Origin of the sequence: Halobacterium sp. CBA1126, from assembly GCF_009741975.1 — an archaeon.
In the GTDB taxonomy this organism is placed as follows: domain Archaea; phylum Halobacteriota; class Halobacteria; order Halobacteriales; family Halobacteriaceae; genus Halobacterium.
Genome location: NZ_WPCF01000019.1, coordinates 1 through 24,523, shown reverse-complemented (window position 1 = coordinate 24,523; position 24,523 = coordinate 1). Strand labels below are relative to the sequence as shown.

General features: G+C 64.6%; 26 protein-coding genes, 1 tRNA gene and 2 pseudogenes. 11 read left to right on the top strand and 18 right to left on the bottom strand.

The genetic code is table 11. The features are described from left to right. Positions 1-39: 39 nt before the first annotated feature. On the bottom strand, positions 40-453 hold the full coding sequence (locus GJ634_RS04340; protein ID WP_157500675.1) for an EamA family transporter: 414 nt from the start codon (positions 451-453) through the stop codon (positions 40-42). A gap of 77 nt (positions 454-530) precedes the next feature. Between GJ634_RS04340 and GJ634_RS04335 the strand changes: the two genes are divergently transcribed. Continuing rightward, positions 531-821, top strand: a complete 291-nt coding sequence (locus GJ634_RS04335) for a hypothetical protein (protein WP_231736926.1) — start codon at positions 531-533, stop codon at positions 819-821. A gap of 58 nt (positions 822-879) precedes the next feature. Here the strand turns inward: GJ634_RS04335 and GJ634_RS04330 are convergent, their stop codons facing one another. The 3 genes from GJ634_RS04330 to GJ634_RS04320 all read right to left on the bottom strand — a co-directional run bounded on the left by GJ634_RS04330 (position 880) and on the right by GJ634_RS04320 (position 3,478). Beyond that, positions 880-1,677, bottom strand: a complete 798-nt coding sequence (locus GJ634_RS04330; RefSeq protein ID WP_197425391.1) for a group I intron-associated PD-(D/E)XK endonuclease — start codon at positions 1,675-1,677, stop codon at positions 880-882. A 139-nt stretch (positions 1,678-1,816) separates the two neighbouring features. Beyond that, positions 1,817-2,896, bottom strand: a complete 1,080-nt coding sequence (locus tag GJ634_RS04325) for a site-specific integrase (protein WP_157500673.1) — start codon at positions 2,894-2,896, stop codon at positions 1,817-1,819. A gap of 294 nt (positions 2,897-3,190) precedes the next feature. Further along, the gene (locus GJ634_RS04320) at positions 3,191-3,478 is read right to left on the bottom strand and encodes a winged helix-turn-helix domain-containing protein (RefSeq protein ID WP_157500672.1); all 288 of its coding nucleotides are present in this window, start codon (positions 3,476-3,478) and stop codon (positions 3,191-3,193) included. Between the two features lie 424 nt (positions 3,479-3,902). On the opposite strand from GJ634_RS04320, the gene GJ634_RS04315 reads away from it, so the two are divergent. After that, positions 3,903-4,169, top strand: coding sequence for a winged helix-turn-helix transcriptional regulator (locus GJ634_RS04315; protein ID WP_157500671.1), 267 nt, complete (start codon positions 3,903-3,905; stop codon positions 4,167-4,169). Between the two features lie 78 nt (positions 4,170-4,247). Here GJ634_RS04315 and GJ634_RS04310 read toward each other — a convergent pair whose 3' ends face one another. From GJ634_RS04310 to GJ634_RS04300, 3 genes are read right to left on the bottom strand one after another with little or no spacing between them, the layout of a single operon-like run. Next, positions 4,248-5,222: a hypothetical protein gene (locus GJ634_RS04310; protein WP_157500670.1), complete on the bottom strand. Its 975-nt coding sequence runs from the start codon at positions 5,220-5,222 to the stop codon at positions 4,248-4,250. A 12-nt stretch (positions 5,223-5,234) separates the two neighbouring features. Next, positions 5,235-6,134: a hypothetical protein gene (locus tag GJ634_RS04305; RefSeq protein WP_157500669.1), complete on the bottom strand. Its 900-nt coding sequence runs from the start codon at positions 6,132-6,134 to the stop codon at positions 5,235-5,237. Further along, entirely contained in the window at positions 6,131-7,279 is a 1,149-nt protein-coding gene (locus GJ634_RS04300; protein WP_157500668.1) for a hypothetical protein, read from the bottom strand. Before GJ634_RS04300 ends, GJ634_RS04305 begins: the two co-directional genes overlap by 4 nt. A gap of 235 nt (positions 7,280-7,514) precedes the next feature. Between GJ634_RS04300 and GJ634_RS04295 the strand changes: the two genes are divergently transcribed. The 3 genes from GJ634_RS04295 (at position 7,515) to GJ634_RS04285 (ending at position 9,975) form a co-directional block, all read left to right on the top strand. After that, positions 7,515-7,895, top strand: a complete 381-nt coding sequence (locus GJ634_RS04295) for a homing endonuclease associated repeat-containing protein (protein WP_231736925.1) — start codon at positions 7,515-7,517, stop codon at positions 7,893-7,895. A 56-nt stretch (positions 7,896-7,951) separates the two neighbouring features. Further along, positions 7,952-8,341 (top strand): hypothetical protein, encoded by a 390-nt coding sequence (locus tag GJ634_RS04290; RefSeq protein ID WP_157500666.1) that lies wholly within the window; start codon positions 7,952-7,954, stop codon positions 8,339-8,341. A gap of 578 nt (positions 8,342-8,919) precedes the next feature. After that, positions 8,920-9,975 (top strand): phospholipase D family protein, encoded by a 1,056-nt coding sequence (locus tag GJ634_RS04285; RefSeq protein WP_157500665.1) that lies wholly within the window; start codon positions 8,920-8,922, stop codon positions 9,973-9,975. Between the two features lie 261 nt (positions 9,976-10,236). Here the strand turns inward: GJ634_RS04285 and GJ634_RS04280 are convergent, their stop codons facing one another. The 5 genes from GJ634_RS04280 to GJ634_RS04260 all read right to left on the bottom strand — a co-directional run bounded on the left by GJ634_RS04280 (position 10,237) and on the right by GJ634_RS04260 (position 13,810). Next, positions 10,237-10,569, bottom strand: a complete 333-nt coding sequence (locus tag GJ634_RS04280; protein ID WP_157500664.1) for a hypothetical protein — start codon at positions 10,567-10,569, stop codon at positions 10,237-10,239. Positions 10,570-10,944: 375 nt separating this feature from the next. Continuing rightward, the gene (locus GJ634_RS04275) at positions 10,945-12,618 is read right to left on the bottom strand and encodes a MarR family transcriptional regulator (protein ID WP_331713983.1); all 1,674 of its coding nucleotides are present in this window, start codon (positions 12,616-12,618) and stop codon (positions 10,945-10,947) included. Then, positions 12,615-13,097 carry a hypothetical protein gene (locus GJ634_RS04270; protein WP_157500662.1) on the bottom strand — a complete coding sequence of 161 codons (483 nt, stop codon included), beginning with the start codon at positions 13,095-13,097 and terminating at the stop codon, positions 12,615-12,617. Before GJ634_RS04270 ends, GJ634_RS04275 begins: the two co-directional genes overlap by 4 nt. Positions 13,098-13,193: 96 nt before the next feature. Continuing rightward, entirely contained in the window at positions 13,194-13,673 is a 480-nt protein-coding gene (locus GJ634_RS04265; RefSeq protein ID WP_157500661.1) for a hypothetical protein, read from the bottom strand. A 64-nt stretch (positions 13,674-13,737) separates the two neighbouring features. Continuing rightward, a tRNA-Pro gene (locus GJ634_RS04260) sits at positions 13,738-13,810 on the bottom strand. Positions 13,811-13,901: 91 nt separating this feature from the next. Between GJ634_RS04260 and GJ634_RS04255 the strand changes: the two genes are divergently transcribed. Both GJ634_RS04255 and GJ634_RS04250 read left to right on the top strand, forming a co-directional pair. Further along, positions 13,902-14,180, top strand: coding sequence for a pro-sigmaK processing inhibitor BofA family protein (locus GJ634_RS04255; protein WP_157500660.1), 279 nt, complete (start codon positions 13,902-13,904; stop codon positions 14,178-14,180). A 23-nt stretch (positions 14,181-14,203) separates the two neighbouring features. Next, positions 14,204-14,617 (top strand): DUF6789 family protein, encoded by a 414-nt coding sequence (locus GJ634_RS04250; RefSeq protein WP_157500659.1) that lies wholly within the window; start codon positions 14,204-14,206, stop codon positions 14,615-14,617. Here the strand turns inward: GJ634_RS04250 and GJ634_RS04245 are convergent. From GJ634_RS04245 to GJ634_RS04235, 3 genes are all read right to left on the bottom strand, one after another. Further along, positions 14,614-16,401, bottom strand: a complete 1,788-nt coding sequence (locus GJ634_RS04245) for a cbb3-type cytochrome c oxidase subunit I (RefSeq protein WP_157500658.1) — start codon at positions 16,399-16,401, stop codon at positions 14,614-14,616. The two genes, GJ634_RS04250 and GJ634_RS04245, sit on opposite strands and share 4 nt — an antisense overlap. Before the next feature lie 51 nt (positions 16,402-16,452). Then, entirely contained in the window at positions 16,453-18,504 is a 2,052-nt protein-coding gene (locus GJ634_RS04240; protein ID WP_331713982.1) for a DEAD/DEAH box helicase, read from the bottom strand. A 245-nt stretch (positions 18,505-18,749) separates the two neighbouring features. Beyond that, positions 18,750-19,130, bottom strand: coding sequence for a cupin domain-containing protein (locus GJ634_RS04235; RefSeq protein ID WP_157500656.1), 381 nt, complete (start codon positions 19,128-19,130; stop codon positions 18,750-18,752). Positions 19,131-19,218: 88 nt separating this feature from the next. Between GJ634_RS04235 and GJ634_RS04230 the strand changes: the two genes are divergently transcribed. Then, entirely contained in the window at positions 19,219-19,452 is a 234-nt protein-coding gene (locus GJ634_RS04230; RefSeq protein WP_197425390.1) for a hypothetical protein, read from the top strand. 25 nt (positions 19,453-19,477) lie between these two features. On the opposite strand, the pseudogene GJ634_RS16880 reads toward GJ634_RS04230, so the two are convergent. Both GJ634_RS16880 and GJ634_RS04220 read right to left on the bottom strand, forming a co-directional pair. Beyond that, positions 19,478-20,318, bottom strand: a pseudogene (locus GJ634_RS16880) (3-keto-5-aminohexanoate cleavage protein). Then, positions 20,315-20,500 (bottom strand): hypothetical protein, encoded by a 186-nt coding sequence (locus tag GJ634_RS04220; RefSeq protein ID WP_157500680.1) that lies wholly within the window; start codon positions 20,498-20,500, stop codon positions 20,315-20,317. Before GJ634_RS04220 ends, GJ634_RS16880 begins: the two are co-directional and overlap by 4 nt. Positions 20,501-20,626: 126 nt before the next feature. Here GJ634_RS04220 and GJ634_RS04215 point away from each other — a divergent pair. From GJ634_RS04215 to GJ634_RS04205, 3 genes and pseudogenes are all read left to right on the top strand, one after another. Then, positions 20,627-21,588: pseudogene (locus tag GJ634_RS04215) on the top strand (ring-cleaving dioxygenase). Position 21,589: 1 nt separating this feature from the next. Then, entirely contained in the window at positions 21,590-22,807 is a 1,218-nt protein-coding gene (locus GJ634_RS04210) for an iron-containing alcohol dehydrogenase family protein (protein ID WP_331713985.1), read from the top strand. A gap of 60 nt (positions 22,808-22,867) precedes the next feature. Then, the gene (locus tag GJ634_RS04205; protein ID WP_157500655.1) at positions 22,868-24,037 is read left to right on the top strand and encodes a CBS domain-containing protein; all 1,170 of its coding nucleotides are present in this window, start codon (positions 22,868-22,870) and stop codon (positions 24,035-24,037) included. Here the strand turns inward: GJ634_RS04205 and GJ634_RS04200 are convergent. Then, positions 24,038-24,523 (bottom strand): DUF4097 family beta strand repeat-containing protein (locus tag GJ634_RS04200; RefSeq protein WP_157500654.1); only part of this gene is annotated, 486 nt, incomplete at its 5' end. It abuts the gene before it with no gap.

The window sequence follows — 24,523 nt, the reverse complement described above, 5'->3', positions numbered from 1 at the left end:
CCCCGTATAAGAGCGCGCTCGCCGCGAGCCCGCGCCGCGTCAGGACGCCACCAGCAGTACCGCCACGACCGCGAGCGCCAGCCCCGCGACGTTCGTCGGCGACAGCGCCGCGTCGAAGTAGAGCACGCCGACGACCGCCGGAATCACGAAGTACAGCGCGACGATTGCGGAGACGACGGCCATGTTCCCGCGCGCCAGCGCCGCGTAGAACCCGATGGTGCCCGCGGCGAGACACACCCCCGAGACCGCCGCGAACCCGAGGTCCACGCGCGACCCCGTGATGGGCTGGCGCGTCGACAGCACGTACCCGCCCGCGATGGCGATGCCCGAGACGTACGAGACGAACACCGCGTTCACCGGCGACACGCTCCGCGTCGCCACGCCGGCGGTGACCGCCCACGCGCCGTACAGCACGAGCGCTACGACCGCGACCAGAATCGACGACCCGACCATACGGGTGAGTCGCGCGGCCGCCGGAAAAACGCCGCGTTCGAGCAAGACTCATCCCCGTCGGACGCGTCCCGTCGCCCGTGCCCGAGACGCTCCACACGCAAGTGCTCGCCGTCGTCCCCCCGGAGGACGTCGACGACCACGACCTCCAGCCCGCGCTCGCCGACCTCGCCAGTTCCCGGTACGTGCTCGTCTGCCGGAAGGGCGGCGCGCCCTCGTGGCCCGAACGCGTCAAGTCGTTCCTGCTCCGGGACCCCATCGAAGCCGTCACGCTCGTCGCCGACCACGCGCCCGAAGAAGGCGCGGAGTTCACGGCGCGCGTCGAGGAGACGGAGATGGTCGGGGTGTACGACGTGGTCGGGGTTGAGTAATCAGAAGCCGCAGTCACCGCAGTAGTCGGTCGGCCGGACTGCCGGCTCTCCCACGACTCTACCCCGGCGGCCAGCACGCCCCGAACTCATACTCCTCTGCCCATTTTATCGACGGCTGCGCCTGCTCGGGTTCGGTCACCCGCAGGCTCGTCGTGCGCTCGTAGCTCGCGCGTTCGACGAGATACTGCTCGCCGCGCTCCGCGCAGTCCACGACCGCGTAGTCGACGGCCTCGGGGCCGGGAACGGTGCCGCTCGTGTCGAACCGAATCCGGCCGTTCGTTACTGACCCCCGGCGCACGGCCGCTCGCAACAGGTCGTCGTCGGGCGTGCGAAGGACGGCCTCGTACGGCGCGTCGCTGTCGATGGCGTCGATGGCGTCCACGCCGCGGTCCCGTAGCGTTTCGATGATGGCCTCGCGGTCGTTTGCGGGGCCGGACGTGGTGTCCTCCGGCGGCCACTGCTCGTCGAACTCGTAGTCGGCGGCCCAGTTGATGCTCGGCTGCTCGATTTCCGGGTCCTCGACGCGGAGGCGCATCTCCGTCTCGAACGCGGTTTCCGGGACGAGGTAGAGCTGTTCGAGCTCGTGGCAGTACACCGCGAAGTAGTCCGTGTCGCCGTCGTACGTCTTGTAGACGTTACCGCTCGAGTTCGTGTGGCTCGACTTCCCGTGGAACTCCACGCAGCCGTCCGACAGCCAGCCCGTCTTCACCTGTAGGCGGTAGAGGTCGCCCGCCGACTCCGCGACCAAGTCGTACCGCTCGTTGTCTCCGAACGGGACCGACACGGGAATCTCGCGCCGCTTCAGTTCCGTGATGACCGTGGCTTCGGTCAGGTCGCCCTTCCGGTGCGACTCCATGCCAAATACTGGCTCGGCACCGGATATAGTGTTACGGACGGCGCGCTCCTCGTCGCGTCGTCGGAGAGAAGTGGGACCGCCCGAATAACATCCTCCGGTGCTCGTGCGCGTTTCGACGGCTGTACTGTCGAATTCGGAATTATGATGAATCATCGTTGAATGGGTCGAGAGTATCGACGTGCTGGCGCCGCTGGCGTTCCATCTGACGGCGGTATCGGCGCCACCGCTCTTGCTCGCCGGGCTTGTCATAGAACTCTTCAATCTGGTCGGTGTCACACCGCGCCGAAACGACTTCTCGCGGGACGCCAGCGTTCAGCTGGTACGTAATCGAGCCCGTTCGCACCGGGTGTGGCGACCGGCTCGATGGGCACTTGCTGGCGCGGTCTCGGTCTGTCCACTCGCAGCTCGCAATTTCCTTCCCGTGGGGACAGGTCCCCCGCACACACGGGAGTGTAGCGAGGTAACACCACGTCCGAACCGTGTTCGCAGTAGGACGGCCGCGAGCGGACGCGAGTAGCGGCTGGCGCCCGTGCTCGTCGTGAACGTCAAAGCGGTTCTGCTGGATGTACGTCGAGAGTGCCTGCATCGTCGCAGCGGGAACTGCTACCGGCCGCTCGCCCCGATACTTGTTCTTGAGCGGGGTGTCTGTTCCTGGTCGATGACGGAACTCGACGAAATTCTCCCCGTGGTTCACGTCGCGGAGGTCGAGTGCTCGCAGACCGCCGATTCGAGCGCCCGTGAACCACGCGAGTTCGAGCAGGACGTGGGCGCGCGTCCCGTGGCCGTCGGGGTCGTCCCGGAAGTGGCGAATCAGTGCGTGCGCCTGGTCGTGGTGTAGTTTCGTGTCGCTAGAGCGGTCGTCTCGATCCACGTCCGGGAAGGGGACCTTCGAAGCGAGCTCGCGGTCGGTCGCGCCGAGCGTTTCGAGGAATCCGCAGAACTCCTTGAGCGTGTACATCTCGTTCTCGACGCTCGTCGCAGCCACGTCGCCGCTCCGAATGTCGTAGTACTCGTTGATATCGTAGGGCTGCAGGTCGCCGACTTCCGTGATTCCGACGCCCTCGCACCACTCCACGAACAGCTTGAGGCGCCCGTGGTAGCTCTGGATGGAACTCTCCGTGCGGTCAGCTCGGCGCCGGCGTAGGAAGCGCTCCTTCGCCTGCCGGGGCGACAGTTCCGCAGGGTCGCGGCGCCGGCGCCTGCGCGTCGAGTCCGTCATTCTGCGTCCTCCTCACGCTCCGCGTCGTCGGCGAACCGCAGCCGCCGTCGAGCGAAGTGCGTCGTCCAGTCGTCGGTCACGCTGCCTTCACCCCTGTCGTCGGTCGGTGGTCCTGCACGCCTCGTGGGAAGCCCGGGTGACGTTTAACGCCACACCGGAGCGTACCGGAAGTCGGGGTGAATCGGGTTTTCGAGCGGCTCGACGTGGTGAGGTGCCGAAAAACGGCATACCGGAAGTCGAACGGAAAGCGACCGGAAGTGCGAACCGGGAACGCGGAACGACCAGTATCGGCGTTCACGCGTCCACCTCCTCGGCTTTCGACGCGATGGCGGCGCCGTCGTCGGTGAGGCCGTAGATGCGGCCCTTCGAGCGCTCCTCGGGAACGAGCAGCTCGACGACGCCGCGCTCGCGGAGTTCGCGAAGCGAGCGGGAGACGTGGGTCACGTCGAGGTCGGAGCGCTCGCTGATGGTCGTCGGCGTTGCGGGGTCGTCGGCCAGCGCGGCGAGAACGCGCGTGCGGTAGTCGGAGGCCGCGACGTAGCCGACCAACTCCCAGTCGATGCCGCTGGTATCGGACGCCATCAGAAACCGCCCTCCGCGCGGCGCTGGCGGTCCTGAGTGAACTCGCGGATGGCGACGTTACTGACCGAGCAACCGCAGGGCTGGGCGGTCGCGTCGGTCGGGCTGCGGCGCGACAGCGACTGAATCCGGTCGCCGCAGTTCGGACAATCGAGAGACTGTGCGTCGGAACGCTCTTGTGCGCGTGTGCTGGAATCGTTCATGGGCTTCGTACCGGGTTACGAGGCTCCATGCGGGCCCGCTGTCCAAGCAGCGGGGTCCGCGACTTTTCCGAAGGGGCCCACCGCGTAGCGACGGGTCCGCAGCTTGCCTCGTTACCACCGTTTTCTATTGTACTATAGTTAACTCTTGTGCAAGAACTGGATTACAAGCAATTGCAAAAGACAGTCGCCTGATAATTTATGAAGTGGCGGGGATGAGGGAGTGTATGGGCGGACGACCTCCGGATACTACTGATCGGGAAATTCTGGGGATTTTCTCGACCTCTGACGACCCGGTCCTCTCGACGACGGAAGTCGCGGACCAGCTATCTTACAGCCAGCCGGGAACGTACTCGCGGCTCGCCGAACTTGAAGAGGAGGGTCTCCTTCACTCCAAAGATATCGGGAACGCCAAAGCGTGGTGGCTTACCGACGACGGACAGCGATTTCTTGAGGATACTAACGCTAATTTCGCTGCCGATCTTGAGGGTTAACCAACTGACTGCATCTACTGTTTCGATATATTTGGGTGGATAAAGGTGCGGATTGATTACGGATGAATTCTTCTCGCTTCAACCATCGATTTTCAGCCAATCATAGATGTCTAACACGATTAGTGAAACCATTATTGCGTTAACCAAGATTAGCGAGACTTGGATTGCAATCAGGTGGACTGTATCTATGCTTCCGGTAAGATTTATTGGCGAAATCAGGAAGAATAGCGGGACGAATACGCCTGTCATAGCAAATATGGCGGTTTTCTTTATCACTGGTTGGGCGTTTGTTTCATAATCTAAAATTGTGTTATGGCGTCCTTGAGTGACCTTCGGATAATCTTTTTGAAATTCTACAAAAATTCTAGATATAGATACAAGGTTTTCACCACTGTCTCTTTCGGCAAGATCTACTCTATAATCTTCCAAATTCACAGCCAGCCATCGTTGGATAATGTTATTATACTCTCTTACAGATCCTGCATCAACATCGAGAATATCTGCCTCGAAAAAATCGTCTTCGTCTTCATCTATATCGGTCTCTTGGCGCAATTCCTTTTCAAATCGCCCGTTTTCAAACTCTGGATATGATATGTTCTCTGTTAACCAGTTTGAACTCTCTTCAAGCCGCTGGAACTCTTCTTCTGAGAGAAGATAATGTGATAGCGGATCTTCTGAAGGAGATACTTTGTAGAGCAAGAATTGTACCCGAACCGTGTGCAAATACAACAGAGAAAGATTCCAACGATCTGGCGGAGACTTGTCTTGACTATACTCCTTGAGTTCTTCCGCACTCATCGAGAGAACGTCTTCATCCGGCAAGTAAGGTGCGCTATGCTCTTTAACATCACCTAGAAAAACACCAGCGATAGCCGCCAAAACAGCCTCATATTTGTCTTTTAGATCGATCAGGCCGGATCGCAACTCTTCAGTTCTGTCTCGTCTACGCTGTCGTTCCAGTTGGAAGAGTACAGCAGTAAACGTGATTACTAAGCCTATGAGAGCGGCGCTCGACTGTGAAAGGGTTGAGAAGAACCAATCTAGTTCAGCCATCGTGGATAGGAATTAGAAGAAGTCGTCGAGGCTTTCTTGATCTTCGTCGCCACTCCTGTCGGTAATCAGCGATTCGATATTCAGAATCTCCGGCATGTGGCCGGGCGTGAACTCGATTTCGCGTTTCTCGACACGATCACACGCACCGAGTTCGTCGAGCAAGTCGAATGCTGATTTCACTCGCCCCGGTTCGAGATCTCGATAGTTGAAGTGCGTCCGCAGCTCGCTCACTCCGACTGTAACCGGCTCGGACACCGCTCGATCACCCCAAAAACGACAGATGGTAACCGCGATGCTCTCGATCTCGAGCCCGTCTGTCATCGTCACTGTCACTCGCGGCGTCTCCGCCATCTCAATCCCGGCCGTTAACCACTCCTGTAGGTGGTCTGAGCCGAACTCTCCCGCGAGCAACTGCAGAGTCTGCTCGCCTTCTCGCCCGAGAACGGGGCAGTACTCCTCCAGTTCCTCTAATTGCTCTCGGCAGTCCTCCCACTTGTTCCGGCAGTCGTCTACGTAGTCGCTGTCCAAGTCGTCGTAGTAAACCAGCGGCTCCGTAGAGAATACGTTTCCTGAGAGGCCAAACCGTCCGTCCACGTCTATCTTGTCGATGTACTCCTCCGCGGCATCGATGGAGACTGAGTCGAGCCGCTTCGCCTGCTCAACGTCACGCGGCTCGATGTTGTTTCCCTGTTTCACTTCGGCCAGAATGAGCGTCTCTCCGTCGTATAGGGAGAAGTCAGGCTCAACTGCAGTCTCGGTGAAGCTGTTGTTGATTGTCGGGAAGAAGTTCGTGAGTCGGTATCCCTCGTCCGAGAAACCGCGGTCGCTGTTCCGAGCTGGGTACGCGCTCAGGAATGCGTTATAGGCGTCAATTTCGCCTCGTTGGCGGGGCCAACTTTTCCCGCCGCTCACTGCGCTTCCACCCGGGTTTCCTCTTTGTTGACCGAGTACGTGGAGTCGAACGTGTCGAGAACGGTTCTACAGAACGAACGGAGGCTAAGCGCAGTCGTCGACTCGCGGGCGTGGAGCACCAATTCTGTCGACTCGATGCCTAACTCGAAGACTTCCTCGTGCTCCTTGTCGTAAACGAAGAACGTGTCGTCGCCCCACCGTCCGTACTGATAGCGATTCTTCGATAGGACCTCCTCCTCAAGCTCCTCGTCGAGGAAGTCCGCCTCGTCACGCTCCGGACTGTGAAGTTCAATACTCGTGAACTCGTCTACGACAAATCCCGGTTCGAGAAGCTTCCAACTCGTGTCCGCATTAACCTCGAATTGCTCAGTATCCCGCTTTACGAACTCGTCCGAGATGTTGAGCAGGGTATCTGCTGCTTTCCCTTCTGACCCCTTTCGGACGCTTTCTAGCTTGGCGAACCCGTTATTCGATCCGGACCCTTGAATCGCCGTCGTAGGGCTGTTCTTCTGGTTGAATTCGATACGGGTCGGGGTCGCGGAGAACGCTTCCTCAGCCGTATTCAGGTCGCCAGTTTCTGCCCCGTGGAACTGGAGGGTCGCATCGCGGTCTTTGTGCTGGGAGTGGTACTCCGCGGTGAACCCCGCAATCTCGGAGTCCACGATGCCCCGCATCGAGTCCTCCAAATCCTCGGAGGGAAGATACACTCGCTCCAGCTGCGGGAGATACTTGATGACCTTCTCGATCGTGTCTTCGAGCCACTCCTTCAGCTCGGTCGTTAGGAACCAGAGCGCGTCACCACGGTCGATGATGATGGCTTCGTCTGTTCGTTCATAGCGAGGGGTCGTGACCTTGAGGAAGGTTATGTCCTCGTTCACCGATTCCTCCTCGATGACGACGTGCTGGAAGAAGTCCCTCGCTGCCTTCTTCGTGTTTTCATCCTCAGCAACGTCGAGACCGGCCTTCGAGAAGCGTCCCTGCAGATCTTCAGAAGAATCGACGATGTATAGCTTCAAATCGGTCGTCTTGTCGCCTCTCGTTTCCTTCTCCTCCATGTCCTCACCAGACTTCGTCACCTCGCTGATGAGGTCCAGAATTACGTCCCTGGTATCGGAGTTCCGGATGTCTGATGGCTCGATGTTCATATTGCTGGGTAGTTATTGGAGGACCCTGATTAGTTTGGCCACTTATTCACAACCTATTATGTGTCAACCTGCAATCCCTGTTATATCTTTGCCCGCATTCACCGATAAAATCGAACCCTGAACACCTCTATGTATAACTCAGATGCGGGAAATATACTCGGATGAATGAGCGAGCCTGTGGCATAGATCTCTGTATAGCATATTTTATTACCCATCATGAGAAGCCGGAATTTGAATGCCGTATACGCGTGATGACTGTCTCGAAGCTCTCCAAGCTGCTATCGACGAACTCGGTCGCGTGCCGACGATGGACGAATACAACGATTTGGACGACGGTCCGTGCGCGTCCACGATCGCCACTCACTGCGGTAGTTGGCAGAGCGCCCTCGATGAACTCGACGTTGATTCCGGGCGTCGCAACCGATACACGAAACAAGACTGCATCGAGGCGCTGCGGGAAGCCGCAGAGGAGCTGGGCGAGGAGCCGACCCAGCACTCGTACCAGCGACTCGATATCCTTCCGTCCGCGGCTACGATTCAAGCCCGATTCGATTCTTGGAAGGCAGCGAAGGCCGAGGCGGATGTTTTCGCGTGGAGCGCTCGAGACGAGGCGTAACTCGTCGAGTTCTCGGGCATAGTTTGATACGCGCTCCGTCACTCGGTGCTGATATTATGACGAACTCCGATTCCGATTTGGAGACTGTGATTCGACGCAGGGAGATGAATCGTGGGCAGACGACACTGCTGAAGTGTTTGTACGAATCTGAGGGGCCGATTCGGAAAGCGGAGGTCGTCGATAGAATCCGCGAAGGCGATGCTCGGAGTTTCGGCGGTGTCCTCGGAGCGTTTAGTAACCGTGTGAACTACACGGCGGATATCACGGGCTCTCCCGGCTACGAAGCCTTTGTCGGGCGACGCGAGATTGACGGCGAGGAGTACTTCGAGCTTCGCGAGGAGGCACGCAAGGCGATCGACGGCATATCCGAGCTACAATCCGCGTTCGAGCGAGATATGGACGAGCTTCTCGACTATCAGGGCGTTCCCGTCGAGTTCGATTCGTAGCTCAGCACGTCTTTGCTTGGAGTGATTCCTCACCCGATTCTGGAATTGTGATTCCGTCCTGTACAGCCGATTAAGTCCGTCTTGGGCTTGTTTCGGGATGACTGCGTGGCAGCAATAGACTCGCGTCCACGAGTGTGTGAACGGCCGCGAGAGCGCGCGAACGGCGGCGCATCCGGGCGCGGTACCGCGCCGACGCGCGCAGTCGCGGGGGCGTGATGTGAACGCGGGTGCGCACCCCCGGTGCGTTCGCGTCGGGCGCGTATTCACACTCGTGCGGTCGCGAACCGCACGAAGGCGCGCGAATCACTGTATAGAGTGCGTGAAAGTTACTACGCGATATAGTACAGTATACATAGAACACCACACAGTGACCAATCCAAATCACATCTGGACCGCTACCCAGTGGAGTAGTTGACGACCGTTTCGACGTACCCGAGGAAACTTCCGATCGCGATCTGGGGTGCCTCAAATCGAACCTGATTCGCCACCCCTCGGTCCGCTTTCCACGAGACGCCCGACTCCCTGAGTGGGTTTGTGGTGGATAACTACTAAACCGGGAAGCCGCGAACTATCACCTAATGGACGCGTTCATCGGGCAGGGGTTCAGCACAGACAGCGAATCCGCAGGCCAGCTCCTGGACGACCCGGAGATCTCCTCGATCGGGGACGCCGTCGAAGCGTCGCTGGCCGACTCACGGTTCAATCGAGCAGTCGTTGCCGTTGCATTTGCGACCGAGAAAGGTGTCCAGCACCTCAATTCGATGGCCCGGTCTGGAAGCATCGACGACGTGGAAGTCCACGTCGGAGTCGACGAGGAGGTCACCTCGAAGGACGCACTTGAGGCAATTCTCGGGTCGGACCTGAGCGGCTTCGTCTATCACGCCGGCGGCACGTACCACCCCAAGCTGTTCTACTTCGAGGGGCCTGAGCGGGTCCGCGCGCTCGTCGGCTCCGGAAATCTGACGCAAGATGGGCTGTACACCAATTATGAAGCGGCCCTCTTAGCTGACCTCGAGAAGAACGCCGACGCAGTCGCCGATCTCGAACAGTACCTCGAGCAGATCGAGCGTCACGGGAACACTCTCTCTGAGGATCTCATCAGTGACTTAGTCGACGATGAGAAAGTCAAAACTGAGGCGGAGCAACGTCAGCAACGCGCTGCGGAGTCGAGTTCGACTGAGGGAACGTCTGGGGGCGGCTCTCCCTCGTATAAGGCGGACGTGCCGAGACAGAGTGCTCCGTCTCTGCCTTCCTCAGGGTCTTCGGGAGGGTCTACTCCGAGCGGAGAAGCGAGTGACGGAACGCTCGTGTTAGAGTCGCTGGACGAATACCAGTTGGAGCGAGAGGAGATGCCGGACATCCCCCCGGTTAGGACGTTTCCGACGAAGACTGACCGGGACTACTACAAGCAGCTGATTAGCGAGAACGACAACCAGGTCAACTTCATGCGGCGGATTATCCGGGAGGAAGGTCGAATCCGGAAAGGCGAGCTGAAAGACATCCTGCGCGAACAGCTCGACGTGAACATTTCGGGGAGCTTTGATGCTGACCTACGTGTTCTGTGGCGGACGACCGACGAGGTCCGCAGAGAGGGCCGGGGTGACGACCAGATGCTAATCTGGACGGGAGAATAGGGGGCAGGCTCGTACACACGAGTCCGTTTCGCGGGCTAAATTTGGGTCACTGGAACCCCTATATCGGGGTGATTTCAGGGAATCAGGTCCAGTTAGAGACGCTTCGGCTGTAGCTCGAGGAAGATCGACAGTGGATATACACACGAGCGAGCGCGGGCTCGTGTGCATATTCGGGAATCGGATTCTCTGGACGCGCAACCCCACACGTGTACGTGTAAGGTGGGGGTCCTGTAGGGGATAAAATTCAGATCAGGTGTTGTCTTATTCTGGTTGCTCCCGCGCGCAAATCACTTCCTCGTATCTATCATCGTCTGGATTATACTGTTTTTCAGTATCGGGCATAATCAGGTCTGAATTATGCACAGAATCTGGACCCTCCGTCGTTTCTATCGTGTCTATCTTGGCCACGTCGAAGTTTCGCCAGAACGGATTGCTTCCGGACTCGCTTTCTCCACCGACCTGAACAGCCTCTATCAATATCTTTCCATCCTTCGACTGGAATAGTTTGTATGGCTTTATCGTCCTCTGATGACCGTTGTACTCAAACTTAAGAAGTGTCTCCGATTCGATGGCACTGCAAATCTTCTCTTCCATGAATGCATGATTCAGTTTGAGCGAAATAAATAGTTCTCATTTCAGCGATATCATTTAGTCAGACAATATTGCTGTTCCGCTATTTTCTCGCCCATCAAAATAGTGCACGACCCATACAATCGGCCGGGTTCGGTTTCGGGTGGAGGCTAAGAGAGGGGTGCGGCGTATTTTGGATTAGTGGCCTTAGCCACACCCCTAACGGAGAACCGAACGGCCCCCGTGAGGTTCTCCGCGTGGGTGCGGTCGCCTCGATCGTGCGACTGCCCGGCGACCAGCCGCTGATACGAAACCTGTGTTGAGGTAACACCCAACAAACGAAAAGTAGAGTTGCGCAAACTCGGGTGCTGGACGGTGTTGCCACTACTCGGGGCCGCGCTACCGGAGCGCCTTCCTGACGCGTTCGCTCGTTCGAATGTCGCTGTGAGAGGTGTAACGGACGACCGCAGTGCGGAACCGCTCAGGGTCCTGGCCCGCCGCCTTCCACTTCGCGAACCCGACCTTGAGTTGACGAACGACGTTCGCTGGCAGGTTCGTCTTGTTGTGCTTGCCATCCGGCTCCATGCCCGTCAGGTCGATCTCCAGGGCGTCCGCGCGGTTGCGGATGTCGACGCCGTGGCGATTACACCACGCCACCCAGTCGGCCATCGCGTCGGAGGCACCGCGTTCGGCGACCTCGATGGCCTTCGCCGACGTCTCGACAGCCGTACGCGTCGCGTCGCGCGCGTCTTGGACGGCGTCGTGAACCATCTCTGCAACGTAGTCTGAGCGGAGGCCCACCTCGCCGTACTTCCGGGAGACCAGCTCCTCCATCGACCGCAAGGCGCGCCTGACGCTGCCGATGTGTCGGTCGTTCGCCTCCGCAATATCCTGTGGGGAGACCTCCCCACCGTCCGTGACGAGAGTGCTCAACGACTCCCACTGGACGGGCGAGAGGCCGTCCGTGAGGTGGCGCACGACGACGCTCTCCTGTTCTTGGCGGATGCGGGTAAGATTCAATTCGATGGGGTCTGGACCGCGTTCGCTCGTCGACGGCTCCCAGTAGGCATCCATCTCGACGTACGGACTCCGCGCGACGTTTTCGGGAGCAACGTCCAGACCAGCATCGGCCAGCACCGACAGCACGGTCTGTTCTAACTCGCGTTCGAGGTCGACGAGGTCGTCGTAGCGTACGGTCTGTTCGCGCCGGAGGAGCGAGTGCTGGAGGCTGGCCCCAACCTTCGGATGTGCGAGCGCCTCGCTTTTGTCCAAGCTGGCGGCCTCGCGGGCGTAGTAGTGTTTGACCTCCTTCGGATACTGGTGGCCGGGGAACGCCTCAGCGAGTCGCTGCGCGTCCAGAGTGGCCGTATGATAGTAGCCCTGCACGTTGCGGCCGTGCTCGTCGCGATCGTTCTGCACGAGCTTGCGGTACCCAGAACGGTCATCCTCCAGTAGATGCGCCATCGACGCAATCGGGCCGTCTCGAGCGTGCACCGGCCCGCTGCTGTCGCGGTGGAGGCGGGCGTACTTCTCGGCGTCCATGATGTTGCTGGTGTGCTCGGGGTCCTGGAAGTACCGCGCGCTGAAGCCGAGGACGCGAGCGGCGGTCTGGAAGAGGTCCAGATACCGCGTGAATTCGATGTTCGATCCTTGAATGCGGACGTTCAGGCCGTCGTTCTGGAGGGTCGGCGGCACCGGAATCTCGACGACCTCGCCGCTGTCGTTCTCGGCGTGGAGGCCGCCCCAGCGTGGGGCGAGGTGACAGACAAAGCCCTGCTCGCCGACAGGGTCCTCGTCGGGGTGGCGCGCGATTTTGAACTGGAACTCGCGGATGGTCTCGTGCTGGACGCGGGTGCCGCCGTCGGTGACGCCGCCGGTCGGGGGGAGCAGCCCGCCCTCGTCGCGGTAGGATAGATTCGCCACCCACGTTTCGCCGCTGTGGGTGAACTTCGCCGCGCGGCTGCCGTCGGCGTCCTTCACGAGGGCGTCGGCGCCGAACCACGGATCCAGACCATTCTCGGCGAAGTGGAGGTTCGCGTCGAACTCGTGAGCCGCGAGATCGAGCGTCCTCACTGCGACCCCTCCACGTTCTTTGGGTCGAGCAGCCGACTCCAGGCGAGCTGTCGGTAGCCGACTTCCGAACGGTCGGCGTCGACGCTGGTCCAGCCGTCGGGGAGCAGCTCGTCGACGATACTCGCCGGCACCGCCAGCATCGCGATGACTGTCTGGTCGCGTGGTTCGTAGACGGCGAAGAGGTAGGCGGCACTCTCTTCGAGGAGGCGTTCGTGCTGGCGCTGGCGGATGTAGAAGCGACCGCGCTGGCCGCTGTTCAGACGGCGCTGCGCGGCTTTAATCTCGATGGGGAGTCCGTCCTCGAGCAGTAGCGTGCTGCCGAAGATGATGCGCTCGCTGGGCTCGAAGAGGCCGTCGACACGAGCATCGTGCCACTTGGCGTCCCGGTCGGAGACGTTCTGGAGTGAGGGGACGAGGTCGAGAATCTCGGCTTCGATGGCTTCGCCGGCTGCTTTCGAGGAGTCGCGAGCGCGGCTCACGAGCGACCACGCTCCCAGAAGTCGGCGCGTTCGAGGACTGGGTCGGTGTCCAGTTCCCGTAGCTTGTCGGCAGTGAGGAACTCGATGGCGTACTCCTCACTCGCCATCCGAGCTCACCTCCGCGGCGTCGGCGACGGTGATCGAGTCGCTGCTGACGCCGGAGCGCGTGAGTCGTTCGACGAGTCCAGGAATCTCTTGGTGGGGCCGCGGCCCGATGGTGATGGCGCGCTTGGCCCCGTGGTCGCCGAACACGGCTGCGGTGTCCGTGACGGCGATCTCGCCTGCCTCGATTCCGGCGCTCGTGAGACGGTCGACGAAGGAACTCGCGTCGTCGTGCCGAATCGGTTCGACGACGACGGTCTGTTCGTAGTCCTCGGGGACTGGGTCGTCGAAGAGGGGGTCGTCGTGGTCGGGGTCGACTTCACCGAGCGGGTTTAGGCCGAAGTCCTCGGGATCGTGTTCGCCGAGGTGCTGGTGGCGGCGTTCGTCGCGGTCGAACTGGTACCCGCATGCGGGGCAGGAAACGAGGACGACGAGGCGCTCGCTGCGTTCGTACGTACGAACGCGGAGGCTCACGCCCACCACCCCGTGGAGCCGCCGCTAAGTGTCGGAGAACCCGGGAAAAGGGTTATAGTGGTAGTGGGACCGCCCGAATTTGAATCGGGGTTACAGCGTCCCAAACGCTGAAGGATACCAAGCTACCCCACGGTCCCGCACGTGGACGTACCGCGGCGTTCGGCGTAAGGGTTTCGTTCGGGCGGGGACGCCACAACGACTTTCGCCGTGGGGGACGCAGCGAGAGGTATGCCAACGATGCTTGAGGTGGGGCTCGCGGTCCTCGTGCTGGCGGCGTTGTTCGGCGCGTACCGCGTGATTCGCGCGGTGAAGCCGTTCGTCGTCAACGCGGTCGTGGGCCTCGTGGTCATCCTCGTCGCGCAGTTCCTGGGCGCACAGGTCGCGGTGACGCCGCTGACGCTGCTCGTGGTGGCCGTCGGCGGGCTGCCGGGCGCGATACTGGTCGTCCTGCTGGCGACGCTGGGGGTGGCGTTCGTCCCGGGACTGCTGGCGGTGCCGCTACTGTGAGGGGGTGAGAAGGCATGGATCCGATGCGACGCGCGATCGGCGGTGGTGTCGCGGGGACGATCGTGATGTCCGTGGTGCTGGTCATCGCGGAGGTGGAGGCGCGCTTCGAACTGGGCGTCGGCCCGGCGATAGCGCGGTACGCGGGGGTGGCCGACCAGCCCGTGCTGGGGCTGTTCGTGTTCCTCGTGATGGGGATGGTGGTCTTCCCCCTCGTCTTCGTGCGGCTGGGGGGCGTGCTGTCGCGGCTCCCCGGGGGCGGCGACCCCGCGATCCGCGGGATGGCGTTCAGCGTCCCGCTGTGGGTGGTGTACGTCGCAATCGGCTCGCCGGACCTCGGCTCGCTGAAGGGCGCGCTCCACCTCTCCTTCACGCTGTTCGCGCACCTCCTCTACGGGTTCACGCTCGGCGCCGTCTACCACTCTCTCGAGGACGTTTAGTCCTCCCGGGGGTAGGGGAGCTCGTCCCACTCGGCGGTGCGGCGGTCGCCGTGCTCGCGGAGGTCCCACGGGTCGTCCGTGGTCACGGGCTCGCCCATGCGGTAGGACTGCACGAGGTTGAACAGCCAGACGACCGTCCCGAGCGCGATGAGGACGGCGCCGAGGGTCGCGATCTGCTGGAGGCCGGCGAACTCCGCGGGGTAGGAGGCGTACCGCCGCGGCAGTCCCTCCTGGCCCATGATCATCATGGGGCCGAACGCGAGGACGATGCCGACGATGGTGAGCAGGAAGTGCGCGACCGACAGCCGGTAGTCGGTGTGCTTGCCGACGACGAGGGGGTACCAGTAGTAGACGGCGGCGAAGACGGCGAACGAGATGAGCCCCATGATGATGAAGTGGAAGTGGCCGACGACGTAGTAGGTGTCGTGCAGCAGCAGGTCGACGGGGATGGCGGCGAGGAAGACGCCGGTGACGCCGCCGACGATGAACGTGCCGACGCCGCCGATGCAGAACAGCATGGGCGCGGTGAGGCGGACGTGACCGTTCCACATCGTGGTGATCCAGTTGAACACCTTCACCGCGGAGGGTACGGCGATGGCGATGGAGACGGCCATGAAACTCGCCTGGAGCCGCGGGTCGATACCCGTAGTGAACATGTGGTGGGCCCACACGCCGAAGCTCAGGACGCCGATGGCGAGCGTGGAGTAGACGACGAACTTGAACCCGAAGAGCTTCCGCCCCGAGAACTTGGGGACGAGGAGGCTGACGATGCCCATCGGCGGGAGCACCAGAATGTACACCTCGGGGTGGCCGAAGAACCAGAACAGGTGCTGCCAGAGAATCGGACTCCCGCCCTGTAGCGCGAAGAACGTCGTCCCGACGGTGCGGTCGAGGAGGAGCATGACGAGCGCGCTCCCGAGCAGCGGGAACGCGAACAGGATGAGCCCGGACTGGGTGAGCATCGTCCACGAGAAGATGTCGAGTTCGCGCCACGAAACCTCGCGTTCCGTGAAGATGGTCGCGATGAAGTTGATGGCGGACATCGTGGTGGCGACCCCGGAGAGGTGCAACCCGAGGAGGACGACGCTCACGGTGGGGAGCTCGAGCTGGACGGACAGCGGCGCGTAGAACGTCCAGCCCGTCGCGGGCGGCGCGAGCGCGAGCAGCTGTTCGCCGAGGTCGGCGAGGCCGCCGGCGACGAAGACGTGGCCGAGGACGTCCGAGAGGAGGCCGACGCGCAGGAGCACGAGTGCGGGGACGAGCAGCCAGAACGCGATGGCGTTGATGCGCGGGAACGCCATGTCGTCGGCGCCGAGGAACAGCGGCAGCAGGTAGTTCCCGAGGCCGGCGAGCGCGGGCGTCCCGAAGAGGAACAGCATCGTCAGCCCGTGCATCGTGAACAGGGCGTTGTACGTGTGCTCGTCCCAGACGGAGACCGCGGGGTCGTACAGCTCGGTGCGCATCATCATCGCGTCCGTGCCGCCCCAGAGGAACGCCACGGCCGCGAACGCGAGGTAGAGCAGCCCGATGTCCTTGTGGTCGACGGTGGTGAGCCAGCGCGTCACGCCGCCGAGCTTGTTCGCGGCGGTCGTGCCGAGGAAGTACCCGGAGTCCGCGGGCTCGCCGCCGTCGGGTTCGACGGGGGCGTCGTCGGGGTCGCCGCCGTCAGCGAGCGCGGCGTCGTCGGGAGCCTGCGAGCGGTCGGCGCGCCACGCGAGCGCGAGGACGACGGCGGCTCCGGCGACCGAGAGCGCGGCCAGTCCGGCCGCGGCGACCAGAGACATGTGCGACCCGTTCGCACGCCTCTCGGTAAAATCAAACGGCGGGTACGGGGGTTACTCGTCGTCGCGCAACTCGAGGTCCGCGACGACCTCGTAGGGGTGTTTGGCCTTCCGGACGCCGTCGAGAATCGTGAACGCGGCGCCGGGTTCGAGGAAGTGCGTGGTCACCGCGCGCCCGAGGTCGGTTGGCGCGAGGCCGTCGACGAACTCGTACTCGATGAGCTTCCCGAGCGCGTGCTTCGTGGGTACTTCGCCGAGCATCCGGTCGTTCAGGCGCTTGGCGGCCTTCCCGCCGACGGTGACGTTCGTGAGCGTCTCCTCGACGGCGGCGGTCTCGTCGTAGTGCGTGACCACGTCCTCCATCTCGCCCTTGAGGAGCTTGAACGCGATTTCCTCCTCCGTGCCCTCCATCGAGGAGTGGTAGGAGGCGTCGGGCTCCACGAGCATGTACACCTTCCCGCGGTCGTGGTAGTCCGGGCGGCCCGCGCGGCCGAGCATCTGCTCGAACTCCTGGACGGAGAGCCACTCGATGCCCATCGCGAGCGTGTCGAAGATGACCTGCGAGGCCGGGAAGTCGACGCCCGCCGCGAGCGCCGCCGTCGTCACCACGGCCGCGAGGTCCTGGTTCCCGAACCGGCGCTCGACGGACTTCCGCTCGCCGTAGTCCAGCCCCGCGTGGTAGGCCGCGGAGGGGTAGTCCAGCTTCCGGGAGATCTCGTGGCAGCGCCGCCGGGAGTTCGTGAAGACGATGGTCTGGCCCTTGTACCCCTTCGAGGACTCCTGGTCGAACTCCCGGCGCACCAGCTTGTTCTCGATGTCGGGCTTCTCCGACCCCTCGGCGAACGTGACGTGGCGCTCGATGGGGATCGGGCGCTCCTCGAACTCCACGAGGTTCGCGCGCATCCCCCGCGCGAGCTCCCCGGGGTTGCCGACGGTCGCCGAGAGGTAGATCCACTGCGCGCCGCCGTAGTCGTCGTAGCGCTGCTCGCGCTGCTCGCAGTAGTACTTCAGCCGCGAGATGAGGCCGTCGAGGCGGTGGCCGCGCTCGTCCTCCTTCAGCGTGTGCACCTCGTCGATGACCACCGTCCCGACGTCCCCGAGGTCCTTCCCCGTGCGGAGCGCGTGGTCGATGCCCTCGTACGTCCCCACGATGATGTCCGCAGAGGGGTCGAACGCGTGGCCGTCGTCCCGAATCCGCGACGACCCCACGCGGATGGTGACGTTCGCCAACTCCCCGTACTCGTCCCGGAAGTCCTCGTGTTTCTGGTTCGCGAGCGCGACGAGGGGGACGAGGAACAGCATCTTCCCGTTCCCGGAGAGCAGCCGGTGGAGGCCCGCCATCTCCCCGACGAGCGTCTTCCCGGTCGCCGTCGCGGACACCACGAGCTGGTCCTCGCCGTCCAGCAGCCCGTTCTCCACGGAGAGGCTCTGCACCGGCAGCAGCTCCTCGAAGCGGTCCAGCAGCAGCTCCTTGACGCCCGGGTGGAGGTCGAGGCTGTCGACCGGCACCGGGTCGACCTCGTCGGTCGTCGCGCTCACCTCGTCGAACTTCGTCAGGTCCGGGTCGAGGTTCCCCTGCAGCAGCCCCGTGATGCGGTCGAGGTCCTGTTCCTCCATGAGCAGCTCCTCGAGGCGGTCCTGGGCCGCGCCCGTCATGCCGCCGTTGAAGGACAGCTCTCGTTCCAGCTCGCGGACCGCGCAGTCCTGACAGATGTACTCGCCGTCCGCCTCGATGGCCGTCTCCGAGGTGATGGGGGAGTACCGGCCCTTCCCCGCGCAGTACCGGCACGTCCGCACCACTTTCGCGTCCTGCTGGTAGGCGTCCAGCATCTCCCGCAGCTCCGCGCGCCCGCTCCGCGACGTCTGCTCGCTGATGCGGATGCGGTCCGCGCGCCGCGCGACGTCCACGAACTGGTCGGGGCTGCGCGGCTCCTCGCCGCTCCCCGTCTTCACCCGGAACCGGCCCGGACGCGGCCCCGCGTCCCGCTCGGTCAGCTCGAGTTTCGCGCGGAACAACCGGTCGCCGTCACGCTGCGCGACCGCCAAGTAGTCGTCTCCGGTCTCGTGGAGGAACAACGTATCCACGCGCTGGACCTGCTCAGACACGAACAGGCGTAGGGGAGCGCGGTATTTCAGCGATTCGCTTGCCAGGTCTTCGCGTATCGGCTGTGCTCACTGTCGGTGTCTTCGACGTGTCCTCGAAAGCCCCGGCGCGGTCGCCTCCCGCGGCTCGCTGCGCGCGCTCACTTCGTTCGCGTGCTTACGTCGCCGGGGTTCGGCGACCGCGCCGCCCCTTTCAGTCCACCCACTACCGGCTGTTCAGTCGCTGTCGGCGGTGGGTTGTGGAATCGTCACTCCACGAGTTCGATGGCGTCGTCGCCGTTGGGGACGACGCAGACGAACGCGCCTTCCTCGTCGCCGTCGTTCTCGTACCAGTGGACGGCGCCCGCGGGGATGAGGAGGCTGTCGCCCGCGCTCACCTCGTAGGTCTCGCCCTCGATGCCGACCGTGTACTCGCCGCTGAGGACGTACTGCTCGTGTTCGACGGCGTTCGTGTGCTCGGGGACGCTCGCGCCCGGGTCGAGGACGAACCGGCGCATCGCGAAGTTCGGCGCGCCCGCGTCCTCGTCCAGCAGGACGCCCTTGCGCATGCCCTCGGCGGCGTCCACGGGTTCGTACTCGACGTCGGCGGCGCGGCGGACCACGTGCTCGGTCGCTTCGGCAGTCGTCATACCCGTGGAGAGGGGCGCCCGCGCCTTAGGCGTCCCGTCGGGCGCGCTCGCCGCGGGATTTATGGCGGACGCGCGAGCCGTCTCACGCATGGTCTCCGTCCCCGCAATCGTCGTCGGCGCCGTCCTGATGTTCTTCGGGTTCGGGGCCGCGTGGAACGCCCGCGAGGTCGCCCGCAAGGACGAACAGTACGACGCCATCGGCAGCCAGCGCGACTGGGCGGCCGCCCAGCCCGCCGGCTGGAAGGTCAAGACCACGCGCCTCCTCTGGGGGGCTATCGGCCTCGTCGGGCTCGCCGCCTTCGTCGGCGGGTTCGTGCTGTAGCCGGCCCCGCGAGCCTCCCGCCGCCTCACAGCCCGAGGACGTCCCGGGCTTCGTCGGGCGTGGCGACCGGCCGGCCGAGCGTTTCGGCGACCCCGACGACGCGTTCGACGAGCTGGGCGTTGCTCGCGGCGAGTTCGCCGCGCTCGTAGTAGACGTTGTCCTCGAGGCCGACGCGGACGTGCCCGCCGAACAGCACGCCCATCGTCGCGAACGGGAGCTGGTGCGGGCCGAACCCGAGCGTGTTGAACGCCGCGCTCCGGGAGGTTCGAAATCAGATTCAGGAAGTTCCGGGGGCGCGGCCGGGTGAGCGTCCCGGGCCCGAAAATCAGCGTGGCGTACACTGGGTCGGCGAGGTCGCGGCGCTCGAGCAGGCCGTGGACCTCGTTCAGGTGGCCGTCGTTGAACACCTCCAGCTCGGGCTTGACGCCCCGTTCGTTCATCTCGTCGTACAGCGAGTCGACGAGCCCGCGGGTGTTCTCGCTCGTGAGGTGGTCGTAGCGGTTCAGCGGCCCCATGTCGAGGCTCGCCATCTCCGGCGCGGGGTCGGTCCGCAGCGGCTGGTGCCGGAGGTCGTCGGGCGAGCCCGTCCCGCCCGTGGAGTGCTGGATGATGAGGTCGTCCGCGCGCTCCCGAATCTCGTCGTCGATGGCCTGGAAGTCCTCGGTGGCGAACGAGCGCTCGCCGTTGGGCTTGCGCGCGTGGACGTGGACGACCGACGCCCCGGCGTCCTCCGCGGCGGCCGCGGCGCGCCCGACTTCCGCGGGCGTCTCCGGGACGTTCGGGTTCGCCTCCTTCCCGTGGACGCCGCCGGTCAGCGCCGCCGTCACGACGACGGGCTCCTCGGCGAGGAAGGCCTCGTAGCTCACGACTCGTCCTCGTGCTCGCGGAATATCTCGCAGTGCGCGGCGTGGTCGAGGGCGTAGCGGTCGTTGCAGACGTCCGCGCGCATCGGCTGGACGAACTCCCCGGCGACCGCGCAGTACGCCCGCTCGGCGTCGAACGAGCGGCCGTCGCCCTCGTCGCGGTACTCCAGGTGCGGGCAGGTCATACGCCCCGTTCGCCCGCCGGCGTGTTAACGGTTCGCTGGCCTCCGCGTCCGGTGGTGACGGACGCGTCACTCGGTGACAGTGCCGTCTAACGTGGGTATACGTGCGTGGAGTGACTACGCCGAGGTATGCCACCGACGACGCCCGGACTCCACCACGTCACTGCCATCGCGGGCGACCCGCAGGCCAACGCCGACTTCTACGTCGGCGCGCTCGGCCTGCGGTTCGTCAAGCGCACGGTCAACCACGACGACACCCACACGTACCACTTCTACTTCGGGGACTACGAGGGGACGCCCGGGACGAACCTCACGTTCTTCCCGTGGGGCGACCGCGGCCGCGACGGCGAGTTCGGCGCCGGCCAGACACGCCACACCGCGTACCTGATTCCCGCCGACTCCGTCGACTACTGGGCCGAGCGGCTCCACGAACACGGCGCGGCCGTCGAGGAGCGCGAGCGCTTCGGCGACACCGTCCTCCAGTTCTCGGACCCGGACGGAATCGGCCTCGAGCTAATCGCCAGCGACCGAGCCGACGAGTCGGACGCGGTGCCGTGGCCGGACGGCCCCGTCCCGGCCGAACACCAGCTCCGGGGGTTCCACAGCGTCACGCTCGCCGTCCGCGAGTTCGGCCCGACCGAGGCGATTCTGACGGACGTCCTCGGCTACGAGCGCGTCGCCGAGGACGGCGACCGGCGGCGCTACCGGACGCCGGCGGGCGGCCCGCACTCGACGCTGGACCTCGTGGAGACCGACGCGCCCCGCGGGCAGATGGGCGTCGGCACCGTCCACCACGTCGCGTTCACCGCGGAGAGCGTCGCCGAGCTGGAGGCGTGGAAGGAGGCGTACGCCGACCACGGGCTCGCCGCGAGCGGCCCCATCGACCGGAAGTACTTCCAGTCGCTGTACTGCCGGGAGCCCGGCGGCGTCCTCTTCGAAATCGCGACCGACGGCCCCGGCTTCGCCGTCGACGAGGACGTCGAAGCCCTCGGTTCCAGTCTCGTCCTCCCGGAGTGCTGGAGGACGACCGCGCGGACATCGAGGCGTCGCTCCCCGACTTCGAGCCGCCGAACCCGAGCGGAGGGACCTGACGTGCCGGTCCCCGGCAGCGACCGCGTCGGCGCGCCGTTCCGCTTCGACTACGACCCCGGCGTCCTCCGGTACGGCGCCGGCTGCGTCGCGGACCTCGCGGACGAACTCGAGCGGCAGGGGTTCGAGCGCGCGCTCGTCGTCTGCGGGTCGACCGTCGGCAGCACGCCCGCCGTGATGGACCCGATTCGGGACGGCCTCGGCGACAGGCTCGCGGGCGTGTTCGCGGAGACCACCCCCGAGAAGCGGCTCTCGACCGCGCTCGACGCCCGGGACGCGTACCGCGAGCACGACGCGGACGCGCTCGTCGCGCTCGGCGGCGGCAGCAGCCTCGACGTCGCGAAGGCCGTCAGCGTGCTCGCCGCGGGCGGCCACGACCGCGAGGCCGCCGCCCGCGAGTTCGCCGAGACGGGGACGCTGGCCGCCGAGGGCGCACTCGCTCCCATCGTCGCGGTGCCGACGACGCTCGCGGGCGCGGACCTCTCCGTGGTCGCCGGCCTCAACGCCCACCCCGAGGCGGGACTCGTTAACGAGACCGTGAGCGGCGGGCTCTCGGACCGCGGTCTGATGCCGCGGGCCGTCTGCTACGACCCCGCGCTCGTCGCCACGACGCCCCGGGACGTGCTCGTCGGCTCCGCGATGAACGGCTTCGACAAGGGTCTCGAGACGCTGTACGCCGCGAACGCGACGCCCGTCACGGACGCCACCGCCGCCCGCGGCCTCGGGCTGATGGCCGACGGGCTGCGCGAACTCGGGCGGGACGGCGTCGACGCCGACGCGCTCGAACCCGTCCTGGAGGGGTTGCTGCTCGTGCAGTACGGCATCTCGCGGCCCGGCGAGACCACGCTCTCCGTGATTCACGCGTTCGGCCACGGCCTCACGGACGGTTACGCGGTCCAGCAGGGCGCCGCCCACGCCGTCGTCGCCCCGCACGTCCTCCGCTACCTCTTCGAGGAGGTGGACGGCCGCCGCGACCTGCTCGCGGACGCGCTCGGCGTAGGGGACGCGGACGACCCCGCCGACGCCGTCGTCGAAGCGGTCGCGGACGTCAGAGACGCGCTCGGGCTCCCCGACTCGCTGGCGGACGTGGCCGGCCCGGAGCCGAGCGAGTTCCCCGCGGTCGCCGAGACGGTCGTCGGCGACTCCTTCGTCGCGAACGCGCCGCCCGACCTCGAGCTCACGACCGAGGACGTCGTCGCCGTCCTCCGGGCGGCGTACTGAGCCGCACGGGGACCCGCCGCTGCCCACGCTTTTAAGCGGCGCGCCCCGGTACCGTCGGGTATGCGAAGCTTCAGAGTCGGGAGCGCGTTCGGCATCCCGATCAAACTCGACGTCACGTTCCTGTTGATACTCCCGGTCTTCGCCTACCTCATCGGGACGCAGGTCGACGTCTGGGTGGAGATGCTGAACGGCGTCCCGTTCAACGCCGGCCTCGACGACGCCGCGCTCACCGAGGGCAGCGTGCGGTGGTACCTCGGCGTCGCCGCCGCCGTCGGCCTGTTCGCCGGCGTCGTCCTCCACGAACTCGGGCACAGCGTCGTCGCGATGCGGTTCGGGTTCCCCATCGACTCCATCACGCTGTGGATTCTCGGCGGCATCGCCGCGCTCTCCGACCAGCCCGAGGAGTGGAGCCAGGAGTTCTGGATCGCCGTCGCCGGCCCCGTCGTCAGCATCGCGCTCGGGGTGCTGTCGTTCGGCGCGCTCCAGGTTCTCCCGGCGTCGCTGGACACCGTCCGGTTCGTCTTCGGCTACCTCGCGCTGATGAACTTCGCGCTCGCCGCGTTCAACCTCCTCCCCGGCTTCCCGATGGACGGCGGGCGCGTGCTCCGCGCGCTGCTCGCCCGCAAGCGCTCGTTCGCCCGCGCGACCCAGATCGCCGCCGAGGTCGGGAAGGTGTTCGCGCTCCTGCTCGGCATCGTCGGCCTGCTCGGGTTCAACCTCATCCTCATCGCCATCGCCTTCTTCATCTACGTCGGCGCGTCCAGCGAGGCCCAGCGCACCGTCATGAACGCCGTCTTCCAGGACGTCAGCGTCGCCGACATCATGACCCACGACGTCCACACCGTCGACGCCGAGGCCTCCGTCGCCGAGCTCATGGAGCGCATGCTCGACGAGCGCCACACCGGCTACCCCGTGATGCGGGACGGCAGCGTCGTGGGCATGGTCACGCTCGACGACGCCCGCGACGTCGACCCGGTGGAACGCGACGCCATCCTCGTCGAGGACGTGATGTCCGACGAGGTGTACTCCATCGGCGAGTCCAGCAACGCGATGGACGCCCTCGACGCCATGCAGGACCACGGCGTCGGCCGCCTCGTCGTCGTCGACGACGCCGGCGAGATGGTCGGCCTCGTCTCCCGCACCGACCTCATGACCGCCTTCGACATCATCCAGTCCACCGGCGTCAGCGAGTCGCCGGACCTCACCGGACGCGGCCAGTCCGCGCCCTGACTACGCCAGCGCGCGCACCTCTACGTCCCCGTTCGTCGACACCACCGTCACCTCGTGCGTCCCGTCTCCGAGCGTCCCCGTGACGCGCGTGTCGCCGCTGCTCCCGTCCTGAAGGTCCAGTCCGTCGACGTCCACCGTGCCGTTCGTCGTCTGCGCGTCCACGACCGCGTCGACGTCCGGCGACACCGCCGCCTCGACGTCGCCGTTCTCCGAGCGCACCAACACGTCCCCGGCCAGCGGCGCCGGCACGTCCGCGCCGACGTCCCCGTTCTCCGTCGCCACGGCCTCGACGGGGCCGGCGTTCCGCACGGTGACGTCGCCGTTCGACGACCGCGCCGCCTCCACCGCCGCCACGTCCGAGACGTCCACGTCGCCGTTCTCGGTCTGCACGACCGCCATCGCGGTCCCGTCGGGGACTTCGACGTCGAGGTCGACGCGCACGCCGCTCGCGTCGCCGGAGACGTCCACGTCGACCGCGAGCGCGCC